The organism is Mycobacterium sp. NGS27 (genome assembly GCF_059813005.1).
Map to the genome: position 1 here is coordinate 206617 of NZ_JCALDT010000001.1, position 18191 is coordinate 224807.

The following is an 18191-nucleotide window of genomic DNA, read 5'->3' on the forward strand; positions in this document are numbered from 1 at the left end:
CGTGACAGACACCACCGGCGTCAGCACCCATCTCGACGATGAGCGCCTGGAATTACTGCGCCGCAAGCTCACCGAGCGTGGCCTGGCCAGGACGACGGCCGTGGCGCCGGTGGCGGGCGACGGCGAGCCGCGTATGTCGGTCGGGCAGCACCGGATGTGGTTCGTCCAGTCCGTTGATCCCGACAGCGCGCTGCTCAACATCTGCGTCTCCTACCGCCTGTCCGGCACGGTCGACACCGCGCGATTGCACCATGCGCTCGACGCCGTCGCCGCGCGGCACCCCGTGCTGCATACGACGTATGTCACCGACGGGGAGGGTGACCCACATCCGGTGATCCGCGCGAACCTGCAACCCGAATGGGCCGAGCACGACCTGACCGGGCTGACCGATCAGGCGCGCCGGTTACGGCTGGATGTGCTGGCGCAGCGGGACTTTCGCCGGCCTTTCGATCTGAGCAAGGATTCACCGTTGCGAGTCACGGCGGCGCGCCTGGCCGACGACAAGCTGATGCTGCTGATCACCGCGCACCACATCGCCTGGGACGATGGCTCGTGGACGCCGTTCTTCGCCGATCTGACTCGCGCATACGCCGAACCGGACGTCTTCGCCGATACCCGAGCGCTGGTGGATCATTCGGCGGCCGCGACCGCCATCCGTCAGGCAGACCTGGACTATTGGCGACCACTGATGGCCGACCTGCCGGAGCCGCTCGAGCTTCCCGGGGCCAATGGTTCGGTGGTTCCCACCACTTGGCGCGCGCAGCGCGCGTTCACGCGGTTGTCGGCGGACACCGTCGATCGGGCGGCCGCGCTGGCCCGCGAGACGGGCGCCACTCCGTACCTGGTGTTGATGGCCGCGTTCGCCACGCTCGTGCACCGGTACACCCAATCGACCGACTTCCTGGTGGCGGCGCCGGTCCTCAACCGCGGCGCGGGCACCGAGGATGTGATCGGGTATTACGGCAACACGGTGGTGATTCGGCTGCGGCCGCAACCGCACCAGACGTTCCGCGAGCTGCTGGCCCAAACGCGTGACGGCGCGGTAGGCGCCTTCGCGCATTCGCGGGCCGACCTGGACTGGCTGGTGCGCGAGTCGAATCCGGATCGTCGCCATGGCGCCGACCGGATGACCCGGGTGAGCTTCGGGCAGCGCGAGCCCGACGGCGCCGGCTTCTGCCCGCCCGGCGTGCGTTGCGAACGCGGCGAATTGCGCGGGCATTTCAACCAATTGCCGCTGAGCTTGATGGTCGAGCTGAACCGGACGTTCGACGGCTCGAGCGGCGGCATGCTCGAGGCCGAGTACCTGGTTGAGGTCATGGATCAGCAACTGGTCGAGCAATTGCTGCGTCACTACGCCGCCCTGCTCGACGGCCTGCTGTCCGAGCCCGACGCGAAGCTGTCGGCATGCGCGTTGATGAGCGCCGAAGATGCCGAGTGGCTGCGCGCGGTGTCGACGGGCGAGGAATTCGTCACCCCGGCCAGCACCCTGCCCGAACTGGTCGGGCGCAGGGCGGGGCAGACGCCCGATGCCGTCGCGGTCGTCTACGAGGGTCGCGCCTACAGCTACCTGGAGATCGACGAAGAGTCGAATCGTGTGGCGCACTGGCTCATCGAGCAGGGCATCGGCACCGAGGATCGCGTCGCGGTGCTACTGGACAAGTCACCCGAATTGGTCATCACCGCACTCGGGGTGCTCAAAGCGGGCGGGGTCTATCTGCCGGTGGATCCCACCTACCCGGAGGACCGGCTGACGTTCATCCTCGAGGATGCGGACGCCAAACTGGTTGTGCGCGGACCGGTTACCGACGCGGGGCACTATCCGGCCACCGCGCCCGCCGAGCTCATCCGACCGCTGAGCCCGCAAAACACCGCCTACCTGATCTACACGTCGGGTTCCACCGGGCTGCCCAAAGGCGTTCCGGTGTCGCACGCACCGATCGCCGAGTATTTCGTCTGGTTCGGCGACGAATACCGGGTTGACGACACCGATCGCCTGCTGCAGGTCGCCTCGCCCAGCTTCGATGTGTCGATGGGTGAAATTTTCGGCACGCTGATCATGGGCGCCCGCTTGGTGATTCCGCGTCCCGATGGACTGCGCGATATCGGCTACCTGACCGAACTGCTGGCGCGTGAGGGCATTACGTCGATGCACTTCGTGCCGTCGCTGTTGGGTCTGTTCCTCTCGTTACCCGGCGTGGGCCAGTGGCGGACCCTGCGGCGCGTCCCGATCGGTGGAGAGCCCCTGCCCGGCGAGATCGCCGACAAGTTTCACGCCACCTTCGACGCGTCGCTGTACAACTTCTACGGGCCGACCGAGACGGTGGTGAACTGCACCAGCTATCCGGTGGAGGGCGCCCAGGGCACCCGGGTGGTGCCGATCGGCCGGCCCAAAATCAACACGCAGGTGCATCTGCTCGACAACGCGTTGCAGCCGGTTCCGGTCGGGGTGATCGGTGAAATCTATATCGCCGGAACGCATGTCGCCCATGGCTATCATCGCAGGCCTGCGCTGACGGCCGAGCGTTTCGTCGCCGACCCATTCACGCCGGGCGGCCGGATGTACCGCTCGGGTGACCTGGCCCGCCGCAACGCCAACGGCGACATCGAGTTCGTGGGCCGCGCCGACGAACAGGTGAAGATCCGCGGTTTCCGCATCGAGTTGGGTGAGATCGCTTCAGCCATCTCGGTCGACCCCAGCGTCGGGCAGGCGATCGTGCTGGCGATGGACCTGCCGCAGTTGGGCAAGAGCCTGGTGGGATACGTGACGCCGGCCCAGGGCGCCGGCACGGAAACGGTTGACGTCGAGCGCATCCGGGCCCGGGTTGCCGCGGCGTTGCCGGACTACATGACCCCGGCCGCCTACGTGGTGCTCGACGAAATCCCGATCACCGCACACCAGAAGATCGACCGCGCCGCGCTGCCGCAACCGCACATCGCGGCGGCCACCGAATACCGCGATCCCACCACCCCCACCGAACAGCTTGTGGCGCAACTGTTTTCCGGGCTGCTCGGCCACGAGCGGGTGGGCGCCGACGACTCGTTCTTCGATCTGGGCGGCCACTCGCTGGTCGCCACCAAACTGGTCACCGCCATCCGCGGGGAGTGCGGCGTGGAAATCGGCATCCGCGACGTGTTCGAACTCGCTACGGTCGCAGCGCTGGCCGAGCGGATCGACCAGCTGACTTCGGGTGAACTGACGCCGTCGCGGCCCAGGCTGATCACCACCGCGCACGACGAGCCCATGCCGCTCTCGGCGTCACAGCTCCGCAGCTGGTTCGCCTACCGCGTCGACGGGCCCAGCCGGGTCAACAACATCCCCTTTGCGGCGAAACTGACCGGGCCGTGGGACATCGATGCGCTGATCGCCGCCATCGGCGACGTCGTCGCCAGGCACGAAATTCTGCGCACCAGCTATGTCGAGCTGGACGGTGTGCCGTATCAGGTCGTGGGTCCGGCCGGCGTCGAAATTCCGGTTCGCCGCGAGGTGGGACCCGACGACGCCTGGCTGCAACGACAGCTCGACGTCGAGCGGTGCCATTGCTTCGAGCTGGACGCCGAATTGCCGATCCGGGTCGCGGTGCTGCGCACCGAGAACGCGGGCGAGCACGTGCTGTCGGTGGTCGTGCACCACATCGCTTCCGACCATTGGTCGGCCGGCGTGCTGTTCTCCGACGTGATGACGGGCTACCGGGCCCGGCGCGGGGGAGAAGCGCCGTCCTGGGCCCCGCTTCGGGTGCAGTACGCCGACTACGCGGCGTGGCAGCGGACGTTCCTGGGGGACGCCGGCGGGCAGGAATCCGCGATAGCCGCCGACCAGCGGGAGTATTGGACGCGGCAACTGGCCGGGCTGCCGGAGGACACCGGGCTGCGCCCGGACTTCCCGCGCCAGCCGGTGCCCAGCGGCGACGGGGAATCGGTCGATTTCCACATCGACTCGGCCACCCGCGCCAAGCTCGGTGAGCTGTGCCGCGAGCTGGGCGTCACCGAATTCATGCTGCTGCAAACGGCCGTCGCCGTGGTGTTGCACAAAGCCGGTGGCGGAACCGACATCCCGCTGGGCACCCCGGTCGCCGGCCGCACCGAAGCCGAGTTGGACCAGCTGATCGGGTTTTTCGTCAACATCCTGGTGCTGCGCAACGACCTGGACGGCAACCCGACGTTGCGTGAACTGCTCAAGCGGGCCCGGGAGACCGCGCTGGCCGCCTACGCCCACCAGGACCTGCCGTTCGACCGCGTGGTCGACAGCGTCAGCCCGGTGCGCTCGCTATCGCGTAATCCGCTGTTCCAGGTCGTCGTGCACGTGCGGGATCACCTGTCCGCCACCCGGGTCATCGAGACCGCCGCCGCGGGCAGCGGCGAACGGGACACCGTGTGCACCTCGCTGGACCCCATCTTCGATATGGCGCACGCGGATCTGAGCGTCAACTTCTTCGGCACCGACGGCTCCGGCGACATCGGCTACCACTGCAATCTCATCTACCGCACCGAGCTCTACGCCAGGACCACCATCGAGCGGCTGGCCGGGTGGCTGACCCGGGCGCTCACCGAGTTTGCTGAAGACCTCGATCGGCCTTTGCGGGACGTGCGGCTGATCGATGCCACGGAACAGCAGCGCATTCTGCGGGACTGGAGCCGCGGCGAGCAGCCGCCGCACGACCGGCCGCGCACCATCCCGGAACTGCTGGAACCCAGCCGGGCGTGGGGCACCGGCCGCATCGCGGTGCGCTGCGGCGAGCAGAGCATCGATTACCCTGCGCTGCACCGTCGTTCGGATAACCTGGCCGCGCTGCTCGTCGGGCACGGAGTGGGCCCTGGGTCGCTGGTCGGGCTGTCGACCCGGCGCAGCATCGAGCTGGTGGTGGCGCTGGTGGCCATCATGAAGGCGGGCGCCGGCTACTTTCCCATCGACCCCGGCTATCCGCTGGCGCGAAAGCAATTGATGCTCGACGACGTCACGCCGCCGGTCGTGGTCGCGACGGACGAAGCGGTGGACACCATGCCGCAGGTGCCCGGCATACAGCTGATCTCGCTGGACGATCCCCAGGTACGCGCCGTGGTGAACGGCGATGACGCGGCTCCGCGGTCGGGGGCCTTGCCGCTGCCGCACCCCGACGACCCGATGTATCTGGTGTTCACCTCCGGGTCCACCGGCAAGCCGAAAGGCGCGGTGGGCACGCATCGTTCGATGACCGCCCGGCTGGACTGGCAGCTGCGGCACTACCCGCCGCGAACCGACGACGTGCGACTGGCGCAGGCCTCGATCACCTTCCTCGAGGGCGGCATGGAAATGCTGGCCGGCCTGGCGGTCGGCGCGACCATGATCCTGGCCGACGACGCCGAGCACCGCGATCCAGAGGCCCTCGGGGAGCTGATGAACCGGTATTCGGTCGCTCAGGTCACTGCGGTGCCCAGCCTGGTGTCGGCGTTGGTGGACAGCCGGCCCGCCGCCGTGCGCTCGCTGTCACGGCTGGTGTGCGGTGGCGAACCGGTGAGCGCGGGGCTGCTGCAGCGGCTGGTGTCGGTGTGCGCCGACGAGGACGGCGCCGGCATCGAGTTGCTGAACAACATCGGCTCCACCGAGACCTCCGGCGCGGTGTCGCGGGGGCGGCTGGTCCTGCCGAATCCGCTTGTCGGAAAGCCCGTCCCGGGCGCCGAGGCCTATCTGCTCGACGATGGATTGCGTCCCGTGCCGGTCGGCGTGGTGGGCGAGCTGTACTACGCCGGTGACCAGCTGGCTCGAGGATATTGGAAGCGGGCGGGCCTGACCGCGACGCGGTTCATCGCCAACCCCTATGGTGCAAAGCCCGGTTCGCGGTTGTACCGCAGTGGCGACCTGGCCCGGTGGACCGAGGACGGCCAACTGGAATTCATCGGGCGTTCCGACCACCAGGTGCAGGTGCGCGGTTTCCGCGTCGAGCTCGCCGAGGTCGAGGCGGCGCTGGCCGCAGCCGACGGCGTCGCCGCCGCGGCGGCGCGGACGTGGGAGGTGCACGGCGGCACGTCGCTGGCCGGATATGTTGTGCCGCAACGACCGATCACCGACGATGCCGGCAAGTCGTCCTTCGCGGCGGACGTGCGTGCCGCGATCGCCACCACATTGCCGGGTTACATGCTGCCGTCGTCGCTCACCGTGCTCGACGTCCTCCCGAAAACCGAATCGGGCAAACTCAACCGGCCGGGACTGCCGCGGCCGGCGGTCAGCACCGGCGGCCAGACCGAACCCGCGCGCACGGACACCGAACGGGCGCTGGCCCAGGTCTTCGCGGAGTTGCTGTCTACCACGGAAATCGGGCGATTCGACGACTTCTTCGCGCTCGGCGGCGACAGCATCCTGTCCGTGCAGCTCGCCTCGCGGGCGCGGGCGGCCGGCCTGGCCGTGAGTCCGCGCATGATCTTCGAGAATCCGACGGTGCAGCAGTTGGCCGCGGCGTTGGACGCCGTGGGCGACGAAGGGGCCGACATCGAACAAGGCGCCCAGGTGACCGACACGCGTTTCGAGCCGATGAGTACCTCCGGACTGTCGCCATCGGATCTGGCTGCCGTGACGCAACTTTTCGCGTCGTCGCGCGAAGGCACGACATGACGGCCGCCAAAACCGAGGTCGCGCCCGACATCGACGACGTGATGGCGTTGAGCCCGCTGCAGGAGGGCTTGTATTCGCTGACCACTCTCGCCGAATTCGCCGACGGCGAAGCGGCCGACGACCCGTACGTCATCGGCATCGCGGCGGACATCTCCGGCGAACTCGATGTCGCGCTGCTGCGTGACTGCGCGGAGCAGATGCTGGTGCGCCACCCGAACCTGCGGGCCAGCTTCTTCAGCCGGGGAATCCCGCGACCGGTACAGGTTGTGCCGTCTCGCGTCGAGCTGCCGTGGCGCCTGGTCGCCGCGACACCCGCCGACGTGCCGGCGCTGGAAACCGGCGAGCGCCGACGCCCGTTCGATCTGGAACAAGGGCCGGCGATCCGCTTTCTGTTGATCGAATTGCCAGGCGCGCAATGGCGTTTGGTGCTCACCGCCCATCACATCGTGATCGACGGCTGGTCGTTGCCGGTGTTCGTCAACGAGATGATGATCCTGTATCAGGCCGGCGGTGACCCGTCGGCGCTGCCGGTTGCCCCGCGGCCCTACCGCGACTACATCGGCTGGCTGGCGAATCGCGATCCGGAAACCAGCCACAGAGTGTGGCGCGAGCACCTGGCGGGGATGCCGGGGCCCACCCTGCTCGCCGCATCGCTGGGATCCGTTGAGACCACCGAGGGCCGGCAGACGGCGCTGCCGCGCACCACGGGGCTGCGAATGCCGGCCGATACCACCGCCCGGCTGATCGACGACAGCCGGGCCCGCGGCATCACCGTCAACACCCTGGTGCAAATGGCATGGGCGCTGGTGTTGTCGCGGCTGATCGACACGCAGGATGTGGTTTTCGGCGTCACCGTGTCCGGTCGGCCGCCCGAACTGACCGGCGTCGAAACCATGGTCGGTCTGTTCATCAACACCGTGCCGCTGCGTGTGCGGCTGGACCCGGCAGCGGCGGCCGGCGAGCAATGCCGAGCCGTCCAGCGCGACGCCGCGCTGCTGCGCGAGCACAGTTATCTGGGGCACGCCCAACTGCGGGCCCTCGGCGGGGTCGGGGAAATGTTCGACACCCTGCTGGTCTACGAGAACTTCCCGATGGACGGCCTGACCGCGGGCGGCGAATTCACCGCTGGTGCAGCGACATTTCGCCCGTCCGCCCTGCAAACCCTGTCGCACTTTCCCATCGCCATCGCCGCTCACATGGAAGGCGGCGAGCTGGTGGTGCTGGTCGAAGCGATCGACGGAGCACTGGGTGCCGTCCCCGCCGCCACGCTGGGCCGGCGGGTGCTCACCACCGCCGAGAGGCTGTTGCAGGGCTGGGAGCGTCCGCTGCGCGACGTCAGTGTCCTGCTTGACGATGAGGCGCACCCGCTGGGCGCCGCTGGTACGCCAAAGCCACTGCCGCCGTTGAGCATTCACGCCCGCTTCGCCGACGTTGTGGCCAGGACACCGGACCGCCCGGCGGTCAGCTGGGCGGGTGGCGCGCTGAGCTATCGCGACCTCGACCTGCACAGCACCCGGCTGGCGGCGCGACTCGCACACCGGGGGGTCACGCCCGAAACGCCGGTGGGCATCCGGCTTTCCCGGGGCCCGCGGTACGTCATCGCGATACTCGCCGTGCTCAAGGCCGGCGGCATGTGCGTGCCGATGGAGCCGGGAATGCCCCCCGAACGGGTGAACTCGATCCTGCGTCAATCGGGCGCCCTGATCGTGTTGGACGAAGAGCTCACCGAGTCGCTGCTGGAGCACGGCGAACCGCGCGACGACCACTTCATCGCGGTGGACGTTCCACCCGCCCAGGCCGCGTACGTCGTGTTCACCTCGGGCACCACCGGAGAACCCAAGGGCGTCATCGGAACTCACGGCGCGGTGGGCGCCTACGCCGACGATCATCTGGACCGCGTGTTGCGGCCGGCGGCCGACAAACTGGGCCGGCCGCTGCGGGTCGCCCACGCGTGGTCGTTCGCCTTCGATGCCGCGTGGCAGCCGCTGGTCGGTTTGCTCGACGGGCATCGCGTGCATGTCGTCGACGAACACACCCAGACCGATGCCGAGGCGCTCGTCGCGCTGATCGCCGCGCAGGGAATCGACATGATCGACACCACCCCGTCGATGTTTGCTCAACTGCACGCATTTGGTTTGCTGACCGAGGCGCCACTGACGGTGCTGGCGCTGGGCGGCGAGGCGGTCGGCGGTTCGGCCTGGGCCCGGATCCGCAACACGTGCGAAACGACGTCGATGACGGCCTACAACTGCTACGGGCCGACCGAGACCACGGTCGAGGCGGTGGTCGCGGCCATAGCCGAGCACGACGAACCCTCCATCGGGCGGCCGACCCGGCACACCCGCGGCTACGTGCTGGATTCCGCGCTGCGCCCGGTGCCCTGCGGGGCGACGGGTGAACTGTATCTGGGCGGTGCCCAGCTGGCCCGCGGCTACCTCGGCCGCGCCGCCGAGACCGCGGCCCGCTTTCTCGCCGACCCGTTTGGCCGGGCCGAACGGATGTATCGCACCGGCGACCTGGTGCGCCGGTTGCCCAGCGGCGCACTGCAATACGTGGGCCGCGCCGACGCCCAGGTGAAGATCCGCGGCCACCGCGTCGAACCCGGCGAGATCGCCGCCGCCCTCGAATCGCACCCGGCCGTGCGGCACGCGGGTGTGTTGGTACAGCAGCGCCGGGGCATCGCCCGGCTCACCGCGTACGTGGCCACCGACACGGCCACCGCCCGGCCGGCAACCGCCGAGCTGCGGAGCATGCTCAGCACCCGGCTGCCGCGCTACATGGTTCCACATCGCATCGTCCTGGTCGACGAAATCCCGTTGACCGCCAACGGAAAGCTGGACGAAGCCGCGTTGGCGGCTCTCGATCACGCCGAGTCCGAGGTTGGCGCGGCGACGCCCGAGACCGACACGGAAGCCGCGCTGTCCGAACTGCTCGCCGAGCTGCTCGGGCAACCGCGCATCGACGTCACCGCAGACTTCCTGCAGCTCGGCCTGGACAGCATCATGGCGCTGTCGGTGGTACAAGCGGCCCGTGCACGCGGAATTGCGTTGCGCGCCAGGCTCATCCTCGAGTGCAGCAACGTTCGCGAACTGGCCGAGGCGATCGACTCGGAGACCGCGGCCGCTGCCCAGCAGGTTGACACGGGCACCGGGCCAATGCCGTTGCTGCCCAACGGCCGGTGGCTCTACGAATTCGGCAACCCATGCAGGCTCGCCCAGACCGAAGCCATCCGGCTGCCCGAGACGCTGCACCGCGAGCGGTTGCATGCGGCTTTGGCCGGGATCATCGAGGGCCACGAAGTGCTGCGCACCCGGCTCGACCGGTCCAGCATGACCCTGGTGCCCGTGCCGGCCGCCGATACCGCCGACCTCGTCAACGAGGTTGAGGTGGTTGACGATCTGGCCGGCGCCGTGCCGGCCCACGTCGCCCAGGCCGTCGACCGCCTGGACCCCGAACGCGGAACGCTGCTGTCCGCGGTGTGGTTACGACCGCCGGCGGGAGGCAGCGTTCTGCTGCTGGCCGCGCACGTCGTCGCGCTCGACCCGGCGTCGTGGCGAGTCATCCTCGGCGAACTCGCTGCCGCCCTGACGGCCTCGGCCTCCGGCCACGCGCCCGCACCCGTCCGCGAACACACGAGTTATCGGCGCTGGGCAGCCGCGCTCACCGCGCGGGCACACCGGCTGGACACGGTCGAATTCTGGGCGGCGCAACTGGACGGCGACGATCCTGACCTCGGCGCCCGGCGCGTCGATCCAATCCGCGACCGGGCTCGCAATGTGCTCGTCCGTAACGTCGTCACCGACGCCGAGGTCACCCGCCGGCTGCTGGAATCGGACCTGTCGTTGCCCACGCTCCTGGTCGCCGCGACGGCCGCGACGGTGACGCGCTGGCGCGAGCTGCGCGGCCAAGCCACGCCCCCGCCGCTGCTCGCACTCGAAACCCACGGCCGTGCCGATAGTTTGGTGGACGCGCCGGGTGCACACGCCATCGACACCGGCGACACGGTTGGATTGCTCAGCTCCATCTACCCGGTGCGACTGGACTCGACGGATCCGCACAAGGTGGGGGAGAAGCTGTCGGCCATCCCCGGCGATGGCCTCGACTACGGGCTGTTGCGCTACCTGCGCGACGACACCGCCGAGCGGTTCGCCGCATTTTCGCCCCCGCAACTGCTGCTGAACTATCTCGGCGCCGCCCACACCGGCGGCGGCATGGGGCTGCGGCTCGAGCGCGAGTTACTCGCCGGGACGTCGCCGGTGCCCGAGCCGGAGCTGGCGGTGCGCCACGAGCTCACCATCGCGGCGATGGTGCTGACCTATGACGGCGAGCGGGTTCTCGCGGCGCAGTGGCGCGCCCTGCCCGACGTTCTCGATGACGCGGATATCGCCGCGCTACAGCAACTTTGGATCGATTCGCTGCGGGAGGCGGTGAGATGAGCACACTGGCGATCGTGGGAGCCGGCGCCAAGGCGGTGGCCGTGGCGGCCAAGGCCTTCGCGCTGCGCGAAATGGGCGTCGAGGTTCCCGACGTGGTGGCCGTGGAGCGGATCGGCGTCGCGGCGAACTGGCAGGCCAGCGGCGGCTGGACCGACGGTGCGCACCGGCTGGGCACCAGCCCGGAAAAAGACGTCGGGTTCCCCTACCGGTCGGCGCTGGTGCCGCGCCGCAACGCCGAACTCGACGACCGGATGACCCGCTACAGCTGGCAGTCATATCTGATCGCGACCGCGTCGTTCGCCGAATGGATCGACCGCGGCAGACCGGCGCCGACGCATCGCCGGTGGAGCCAGTACCTGAGTTGGGTTGCCGACCACGTCGGAATGAACGTGGTGCACGGTGACGTCGAACGATTGGCGATCACCGGGGACCGCTGGGCGCTGCACACCCACGAGACGACCGTGCACGCCGATGCGTTGATGATCACCGGTCCCGGCCAGGCCGAAAGGTCCTTGCTCCCCGGCAATCCGCGCATGCTGTCGATTGCCCAATTCTGGGACCGCGCCGCCAATCACGACCGGATCAATGCGGAGCGGGTGGCGGTGATCGGCGGTGGCGAGACGGCCGCGGCGATGCTCTATGAACTGTTCCGCCACCGCGTGTCGAGCATCACCGTGATTTCCCCGCAAGCTACGTTGTTCACTCGCGGCGAGGGGTTTTTCGAGAATTCGCTGTTCTCCGATCCCACCAATTGGCCTGCCCTGACCCTCGCCGAGCGCCGCGACGCGCTGGCCCGCACCGACCGTGGGGTGTTTTCGTCCAACGTGCAGGAAGCTCTGCTGGCCGACGATCGCATCCACCACCTGCGTGGCCGCGTCGCGCACGCGGTGGGCAAGGAGGGGCAGATCCGGTTGACGCTGTCCACCAACCGCGGCAGCGAGAACCTCGAGACGGTACACGGGTTCGATCTCGTGATCGACGGCTCCGGCGCTGACTCCCTTTGGTTCGCACCGTTATTCAGTCAGGACGCGCTGGATCTGCTCGAGCTCGGCCTGGGCGGGCCGCTGACCTCGGAGCGGCTGCAGGAGGCGATGGGTTATGACCTGGCCGTCACGGATGTGACGCCCAAGCTGTTCCTGCCGAACCTGTCAGGACTCACCCAGGGTCCCGGTTTTCCCAACCTGAGTTGCCTTGGCCTGCTGTCCGACCGGGTGCTGGGGTCCACCATCGGCCCGTCCAGGCATTCGGTGAGAACTAGACACGATGAGCGCCAGACCCTTTGACGACGCCGGTCGAATTTTGTGCGGCTACCTTCTTGCGGCACAGCTCGTTTAGCATGTTCGACACGTTGCGACCGTAGCGTCGTCGTAACGTGACCCACCTGAGACACAAATTCCGGACTCACGGTGCACACTTACACCATCTTCATCCATTGGAGACGTGTGACCGCGTGCGGCCGCCCGCAAGGTATCCGCCACGGTCCATGTGCATCGAAGGGGGACCTGTGATATCCGTGAAGTCCATTGCCACGGGCGTGGCGGCCTTGACCGCCATTGGCGGCGCCGCCGCCGGTGTGGCTTCCATCGCCGCACCGATCGGCCTCGATCAGGTGCAACTGGCTGCGGTCGGCGCGCCACTGCCGCAGGACCCGCCGCCGCCACCGGGAGCGCCGGGGCAGCTGCCGACGGCTGACCAATTGGCCAACCTCTGCACCCAAGCAACCGACCCCGGCGTCAACTACCGGGACAAGGCCAACCTCGTTGAAAACGGCATCCCTCAGAACGAGGGCATGGTGGCCGACCACGACCTGCGGAAGGCCTACCGCAACGGGAATTTCCCCGAGCAGTTCAACGTGACCAACATCGCGCCGGCGGGTCCGAACATGGCCCAGGCCGACGTGGGCATCACAGGGCCGAAGTTCGCCGGGCCGGTCAACAAGCACCTGGTGTTCGTCAACCAGAACGGGAACTGGGTCTTGCAACACGACGCGGCGCTTGCCCTGCTGCAGGCGGCGACGGCGACCAACTAAGGCAGATCGGCGTCGAGTAACACCGACGTTTCACACCAAACCCCATGCGCCCCCGGAAGGCGGCGCATGGGGTTTGGCGCTTCGCCCGCGCACTGACTGGTCGCCCCGGCGGCATCAACGCATGTTCTCGCACGGCCGGCGCACAATTCACTGATGGTTTTCCCACATCGGATCGCCGTAACGTATCGGCGCCCCGACGCGAAGTATCAGACGCAAAGGGCACGCTGACACCTCCACGCCGCCACCACATGGGCGGTTCGGACGGCGGATCGTGCGTGCAGACGTGCTCGTTCAAGGGGGAAGCATGAAAACCGTCAAGATCATTGCCACCGGCCTGGCAGCGCTGGCCATCGTCGGCGGCGTCGCCGCAGGCGTGGCCTCGGTCGCGACACCGAGTTCGCTCGCCGCCGGAGTGCGACTCACCACAGGGGACGCGCCGCTTCCGCAAGATCCGTCCGCGCAGCCCGTGACGGCCGCAAACGTGCCCACCCCCGATCAGCTGACCGGCGTGCTCACCACCCTCGCCGACCCCAAGGTCTCCTTCACCAACAAGAGCAACCTGGTGCAGGGCGGCATCAGCGGAATGGCAGCGCATGTCGCCGACAAGAAGCTGCAGAAGGCGGCCAAGAACGGCGACCTGCCGCTGTCGTTCGGTGTCACGAACGTCCAGCCGGCCGCGGACGGTTCGGCGACCGCCGACGTCGCGGTCTCCGGCCCCAAACTGACCTCGCCGGTCACGCAGAACGTCACGTTCGTCAACCAGGGCGGCTGGGTGCTGTCGCGGGCGTCGGCGATGGAGTTGCTGGAGGCCGTCGGTCAGTGATCGGCGCTTAAGGCCCGCAGGTCCAATCTGGCGATGCGCGCCGGATCCGCCAGCACGTCGATGGCGCGGATCCGGCCGTCGCGCACCACGAAACCCATGACGGCAGCCGCACGACCGGCGAGGAATATCACCGCTCCGGCGGCACCGTTCACGGTCGCGCTTCGCACCTCGCGTTCCGGCCCGGCGTAACTGCGGGCCAGCTGGGCCACCGACGACGCCCCCTCCGCGCGGAAGACGGCCGTGGCCGAGCCGAAGTCACCACGCAACACCACGTCGGGATGGAGCACCGCCACCAGGCGGTCGAAGTCGCCGCTGCGCCCCGCCGCGAAGAAGGCGTCGACAACCTCGCGTTGGGCGACCAAGGTGCCGTCGGGAACCGGGTCGGCCTGCTCGATCCGGCGCCGGGCCCGGCTGGCCAGCTTGCGGGCCGCCTCCGGCGTTCGATCGACAATGCCCGCGATCCGATCGAACGGCACGGTGAACACGTCGTGCAGCACGAACGCCAGCCGCTCGGCCGGCGGCAGCGTATCCAGCACCACGAACAGTGCCAGCCCCACCGCGTCGGCCAGCATCGCGCGGTGCTCGGGGTCGAATTCACCAACCGCCTCCACGAGCGGATCCGGCAGGTGACCGATCAGTTCCTCGTGGCCGTGAGTCCGGCGGTCGCGCAACATGTTCAGGCAGATGCGCGCGACCACGGTGGTCAGCCAGGCGTCCAGGTTGGCGATGCGGTCCACGCCGTCCGATTCGGCGCTGCGGTTCAGCCGCAGCCACGCCTCCTGCACCGCATCCTGAGCGTCGTCGACCGAGCCCAGCATGCGGTAGGCGATGGCGCCCAGCTGAGGTCGGGCCGCCTCGAAGCGAGCCGCCAGTGACGGATCCGCCTTCACGGCCGATCGGGCTCGGGCAATGCGCACACCCGATTGGCCGAAAAGCCCGACGACCCGATACCGAGGGCGATGTTGAACCGGGCGCGCATGTTGCCCAGGTTGATGACGTGGGTCAGGCCGACGAGCTGGGGTGTGTCGAAGTGGACACGCAGCGCGTCGAACAGTTCATCGGTCACCTCGACCGGGGTGCGACTCATCGCGGTGGCGTAGTCGAGGATCAGCCGGTCGACGTCGGAGAAGCACACGGCGTTGCGGTAATCCGCCATCGCCAGCAATTCTTCGTCGGTGATGCCCCACTGCCGGGCGATCTGTGAGCCGAGGTCGATGCAGTACTCGCAGCGCACCGTCGTCGCGGCCTTGAGCTCCGCCAGCGCACGGTGGCGGGGACTGAGGATGTCCAGTTTCGACTCGGCCTGCTCCAACTTGCCGTATGCGCTGAGCAGTCGGGGGATGTGCGCATACATCCGCAGCGGCTCCAGCATCCCTGCGGTTTCGAGCCCGGCCATCTGTGCGAGCTTGCGTCTGGTGAAGAAGAACGCGATCTTGGCGCCGAGGCCGGCGTCGCGGTCCGAGACTCCTTGCAGCCGTGGCATGGCGATCCTCCTGGCAAGTTGTGGCGGGAAGCCAACGTCCTTACTAGGTCGACACGCGGCGAGGCCCGAACGTGACACTTATGCGGGCGAGCCCAGCGGTATATCCATATCGAATACCCGGGCGTGCAGCACGGTGCGGTTCCGTAGGGCGGCGCGCACCGCACGGTGCAGGCCGTCTTCGAGATACGTGATGCCCTTCCACCGCACCGCGTGCGGAAACAGATCGCCGTAGAAGGTGGAGTCCTCGGAGAGCAAGCGGTCCAGTGCGAGCACCGTTGTGGTGGTGACCAATTCGTCGAGCCGGATCTGCTGCGGCGGTATCTGGGACCAATCCCTATAGGAGAGGTTGTGCTCGGGATACGGCTTGCCGTCGCGCACGCCCTTGAAGATCATCGGCCGACCTTTCTCGATTCATTGCTGTGGCCCGACCGGTTCATTCTGGAAAGGCTAGCCGGACTGATGCTCGGCAGCACCGGTGCGTTCCGAGAAAGTTTCCAGCAGCCGGCGCGGCCATCGCCGAACCGCTGCTGATCACGGTCGGCATCGGCTCAGCCCGTAAAATGAATCCGGTCGACGCGGTATAGAAGGAGGTGGCGGCCGGTGGGAAGTGCCGATGACCGTCGGTTCGAGGTGTTGCGCGCCATCGTCGCCGACTTCGTCGCCACCAAAGAGCCGATCGGTTCGAAGGCGCTGGTGGACCGACACAACCTGGGCGTCTCGTCCGCCACGGTCCGCAACGACATGGCGGTACTCGAGGCCGAGGGCTACATCACCCAGCCGCACACCAGCTCCGGCCGCGTGCCCACCGAGAAGGGCTACCGCGAATTCGTCGACCGGCTCGACGACGTCAAGCCGCTGTCCTCGGCCGAACGGCGCGCGATTCAAAGCTTCCTCGAGTCCGGCGTCGACCTCGATGACGTTTTGCGGCGGGCGGTCCGGCTGCTGTCGCAACTGACTCGGCAGGTGGCCGTGGTGCAGTACCCGACGCTGTCGTCGTCCACCGTGCGCCACCTCGAAGTGATCGCCCTGACCCCGGCCCGGCTGCTGATGGTCGTCATCACCGACTCCGGCCGCGTCGACCAGAGGGTCGTCGAACTCGGTGACGTCATCGAGGATCACGAACTTTCTCAACTGCGGGAAATGCTCGGCCAGGCGCTGGTGGGCAAGAAGCTGTCGGCCGCCTCCGTCGCGGTGGCCGACCTCGCGGGCCAGCTGAGCAGCCCAGACGGCTTGGGCGACGCCGTCGGCCGATCCGCGACGGTGTTGCTGGAATCGCTGGTCGAACACACCGAAGAGCGCCTGCTGCTGGGCGGCACCGCGAACCTGACCCGTAACGCCGCCGATTTCGGTGGCTCGTTGCGCTCCATCCTGGAAGCGCTCGAGGAGCAGGTCGTGGTGCTGCGGTTGCTGGCCGCCCAGCAGGAAGCCGGTAAGGTGACGGTGCGAATCGGCCACGAGACGGCCGCCGAACAGATATTGGGCACCTCCGTGGTGACCACCGCCTACGGCACCTCCGACACCGTCTACGGGGGAATGGGTGTGCTGGGGCCCACCCGGATGGACTATCCGGGAACTATCGCCAGCGTTGCTGCGGTTGCCCTATATATCGGCGAAGTCCTGGGTGCTCGATGAACGCGCACCTGCAGGGTGGGTAGGCGCGGGGATAGACCAGGTATAGGAGAGTCAAGCGTGGCACGCGATTACTACGGGCTGCTCGGCGTGAGCAGAAACGCCAGCGACGCGGAGATCAAGCGCGCTTACCGCAAGCTCGCCCGCGAACTGCATCCCGATGTCAACCCCGACCAGGCCGCGCAGGCGAAATTCCAGGAGATCAGTGCCGCCTACGAGGTGCTGAGCGACCCCGAGAAGCGGCGGATCGTCGACCTGGGTGGGGACCCGCTGGAGAACGCGGCCGCGGGCGGCGGTTTCGGCGGATTCGGCGGCGGCCTGGGCGATGTCTTCGAGGCTTTCTTCGGCGGCGGCTTCAGCGGCGGCGCGACCTCGCGCGGCCCGATCGGGCGGGTGCGGCCGGGCTCGGACTCGCTGCTGCGGATGCGGCTCGACCTCGAAGAGTGCGCCACCGGTGTGACAAAGCAGGTCACCGTCGACACCGCGGTGCTGTGTGACAGGTGCCAGGGCAAGGGCACCAACGGCGATTCGGCACCGGTGCCCTGCGACACCTGCGGTGGCCGCGGCGAGGTACAGACGGTGCAGCGCTCGCTGTTGGGGCAGGTGATGACGTCGCGACCCTGCCCGACCTGCCGCGGGGTCGGCGTCGTCATTCCCGACCCGTGCCACCAGTGCATGGGCGACGGCCGGGTGCGGGCCCGCCGCGAGATCAGCGTCAAGATCCCGGCCGGCGTCGGCGACGGCATGCGGGTGCGGCTCGCCGCGCAGGGCGAGGTCGGGCCCGGTGGTGGGCCGGCCGGTGACCTGTATGTCGAGGTGCACGAACAGGCCCACGACGTCTTCGTCCGCGAAGGCGACGACCTGCACTGCACGGTGTCGGTGCCGATGGTTGACGCGGCGCTGGGCGTCACGGTCACCGTCGACGCCATTTTGGACGGCGTCAGCGAGATCACCATTCCGCCCGGCACCCAACCGGCTTCGGTCATCACGCTGCGTGGCCACGGCATGCCGCACCTGCGGTCCGGCACCCGGGGCGATCTGCATGTGCACGTCGAGGTGGTAGTGCCGGCCCGGCTGGACCACCGCGACACCGAATTGCTGCGCGAGTTCAAGACGCGCCGCAGCCGCGACGTGCCCGAGGTCCGCTCGACCCACGCCGGCGGAGGCTTGTTCAGCCGGCTCCGCGAAACCTTCACCGGGCGCTAGCC

The 18191-nt window shown here is 68.4% G+C and carries 10 protein-coding genes; 7 read left to right on the plus strand and 3 right to left on the minus strand.

Annotation, left to right across the window (positions count from 1 at the left end):
• The first annotated feature begins 1 nt into the window (after position 1).
• The 5 genes from AC5Y30_RS00865 to AC5Y30_RS00885 all read left to right on the plus strand — a co-directional run bounded on the left by AC5Y30_RS00865 (position 2) and on the right by AC5Y30_RS00885 (position 13871).
• On the plus strand, positions 2-6583 hold the full coding sequence (locus tag AC5Y30_RS00865) for an amino acid adenylation domain-containing protein (protein WP_499915490.1): 6582 nt from the start codon (positions 2-4) through the stop codon (positions 6581-6583).
• Positions 6580-11019, plus strand: a complete 4440-nt coding sequence (locus AC5Y30_RS00870; protein ID WP_499915491.1) for an amino acid adenylation domain-containing protein — start codon at positions 6580-6582, stop codon at positions 11017-11019. The genes AC5Y30_RS00865 and AC5Y30_RS00870 overlap by 4 nt, the downstream gene beginning before the upstream one ends.
• The gene (gene mbtG, locus AC5Y30_RS00875; RefSeq protein WP_499915493.1) at positions 11016-12302 is read left to right on the plus strand and encodes an NADPH-dependent L-lysine N(6)-monooxygenase MbtG; all 1287 of its coding nucleotides are present in this window, start codon (positions 11016-11018) and stop codon (positions 12300-12302) included. The genes AC5Y30_RS00870 and mbtG overlap by 4 nt, the downstream gene beginning before the upstream one ends.
• Positions 12303-12523: 221 nt before the next feature.
• On the plus strand, positions 12524-13048 hold the full coding sequence (locus tag AC5Y30_RS00880; protein ID WP_499915495.1) for an MTB12 family secreted protein: 525 nt from the start codon (positions 12524-12526) through the stop codon (positions 13046-13048).
• A 304-nt stretch (positions 13049-13352) separates the two neighbouring features.
• A complete protein-coding gene (locus tag AC5Y30_RS00885) occupies positions 13353-13871 on the plus strand; it encodes an MTB12 family secreted protein (RefSeq protein WP_499915497.1) in 519 nt (172 codons plus the stop codon).
• Here the strand turns inward: AC5Y30_RS00885 and AC5Y30_RS00890 are convergent.
• From AC5Y30_RS00890 to AC5Y30_RS00900, 3 genes are all read right to left on the minus strand, one after another.
• Positions 13865-14761, minus strand: a complete 897-nt coding sequence (locus AC5Y30_RS00890) for a sigma-70 family RNA polymerase sigma factor (protein WP_499915499.1) — start codon at positions 14759-14761, stop codon at positions 13865-13867. The genes AC5Y30_RS00885 and AC5Y30_RS00890 overlap by 7 nt on opposite strands.
• Positions 14758-15354: a carboxymuconolactone decarboxylase family protein gene (locus tag AC5Y30_RS00895; RefSeq protein WP_499915501.1), complete on the minus strand. Its 597-nt coding sequence runs from the start codon at positions 15352-15354 to the stop codon at positions 14758-14760. Before AC5Y30_RS00895 ends, AC5Y30_RS00890 begins: the two co-directional genes overlap by 4 nt.
• A gap of 78 nt (positions 15355-15432) precedes the next feature.
• Complete coding sequence (locus AC5Y30_RS00900; protein ID WP_499915503.1) at positions 15433-15747, minus strand: type II toxin-antitoxin system VapB family antitoxin; 315 nt, start codon at positions 15745-15747, stop codon at positions 15433-15435.
• Positions 15748-15954: 207 nt separating this feature from the next.
• Between AC5Y30_RS00900 and hrcA the strand changes: the two genes are divergently transcribed.
• On the plus strand, positions 15955-16986 hold the full coding sequence (gene hrcA / locus AC5Y30_RS00905; RefSeq protein WP_499915505.1) for a heat-inducible transcriptional repressor HrcA: 1032 nt from the start codon (positions 15955-15957) through the stop codon (positions 16984-16986).
• Between the two features lie 57 nt (positions 16987-17043).
• The gene (gene dnaJ, locus AC5Y30_RS00910; RefSeq protein ID WP_499915507.1) at positions 17044-18189 is read left to right on the plus strand and encodes a molecular chaperone DnaJ; all 1146 of its coding nucleotides are present in this window, start codon (positions 17044-17046) and stop codon (positions 18187-18189) included.
• Positions 18190-18191 lie beyond the last annotated feature (2 nt).

Bases quoted from the DNA above. Each gene is read 5' to 3' on its own strand.
- AC5Y30_RS00870 (WP_499915491.1), top strand. From the start codon at position 6,580: ATGACGGCCGCCAAAACCGAGGTCGCGCCCGACATCGACGACGTGATG.
- mbtG (WP_499915493.1), top strand. From the start codon at position 11,016: ATGAGCACACTGGCGATCGTGGGAGCCGGCGCCAAGGCGGTGGCCGTG.
- AC5Y30_RS00885 (WP_499915497.1), top strand. From the start codon at position 13,353: ATGAAAACCGTCAAGATCATTGCCACCGGCCTGGCAGCGCTGGCCATC.
- AC5Y30_RS00895 (WP_499915501.1), bottom strand. From the start codon at position 15,354: ATGCCACGGCTGCAAGGAGTCTCGGACCGCGACGCCGGCCTCGGCGCC.
- AC5Y30_RS00900 (WP_499915503.1), bottom strand. From the start codon at position 15,747: ATGATCTTCAAGGGCGTGCGCGACGGCAAGCCGTATCCCGAGCACAAC.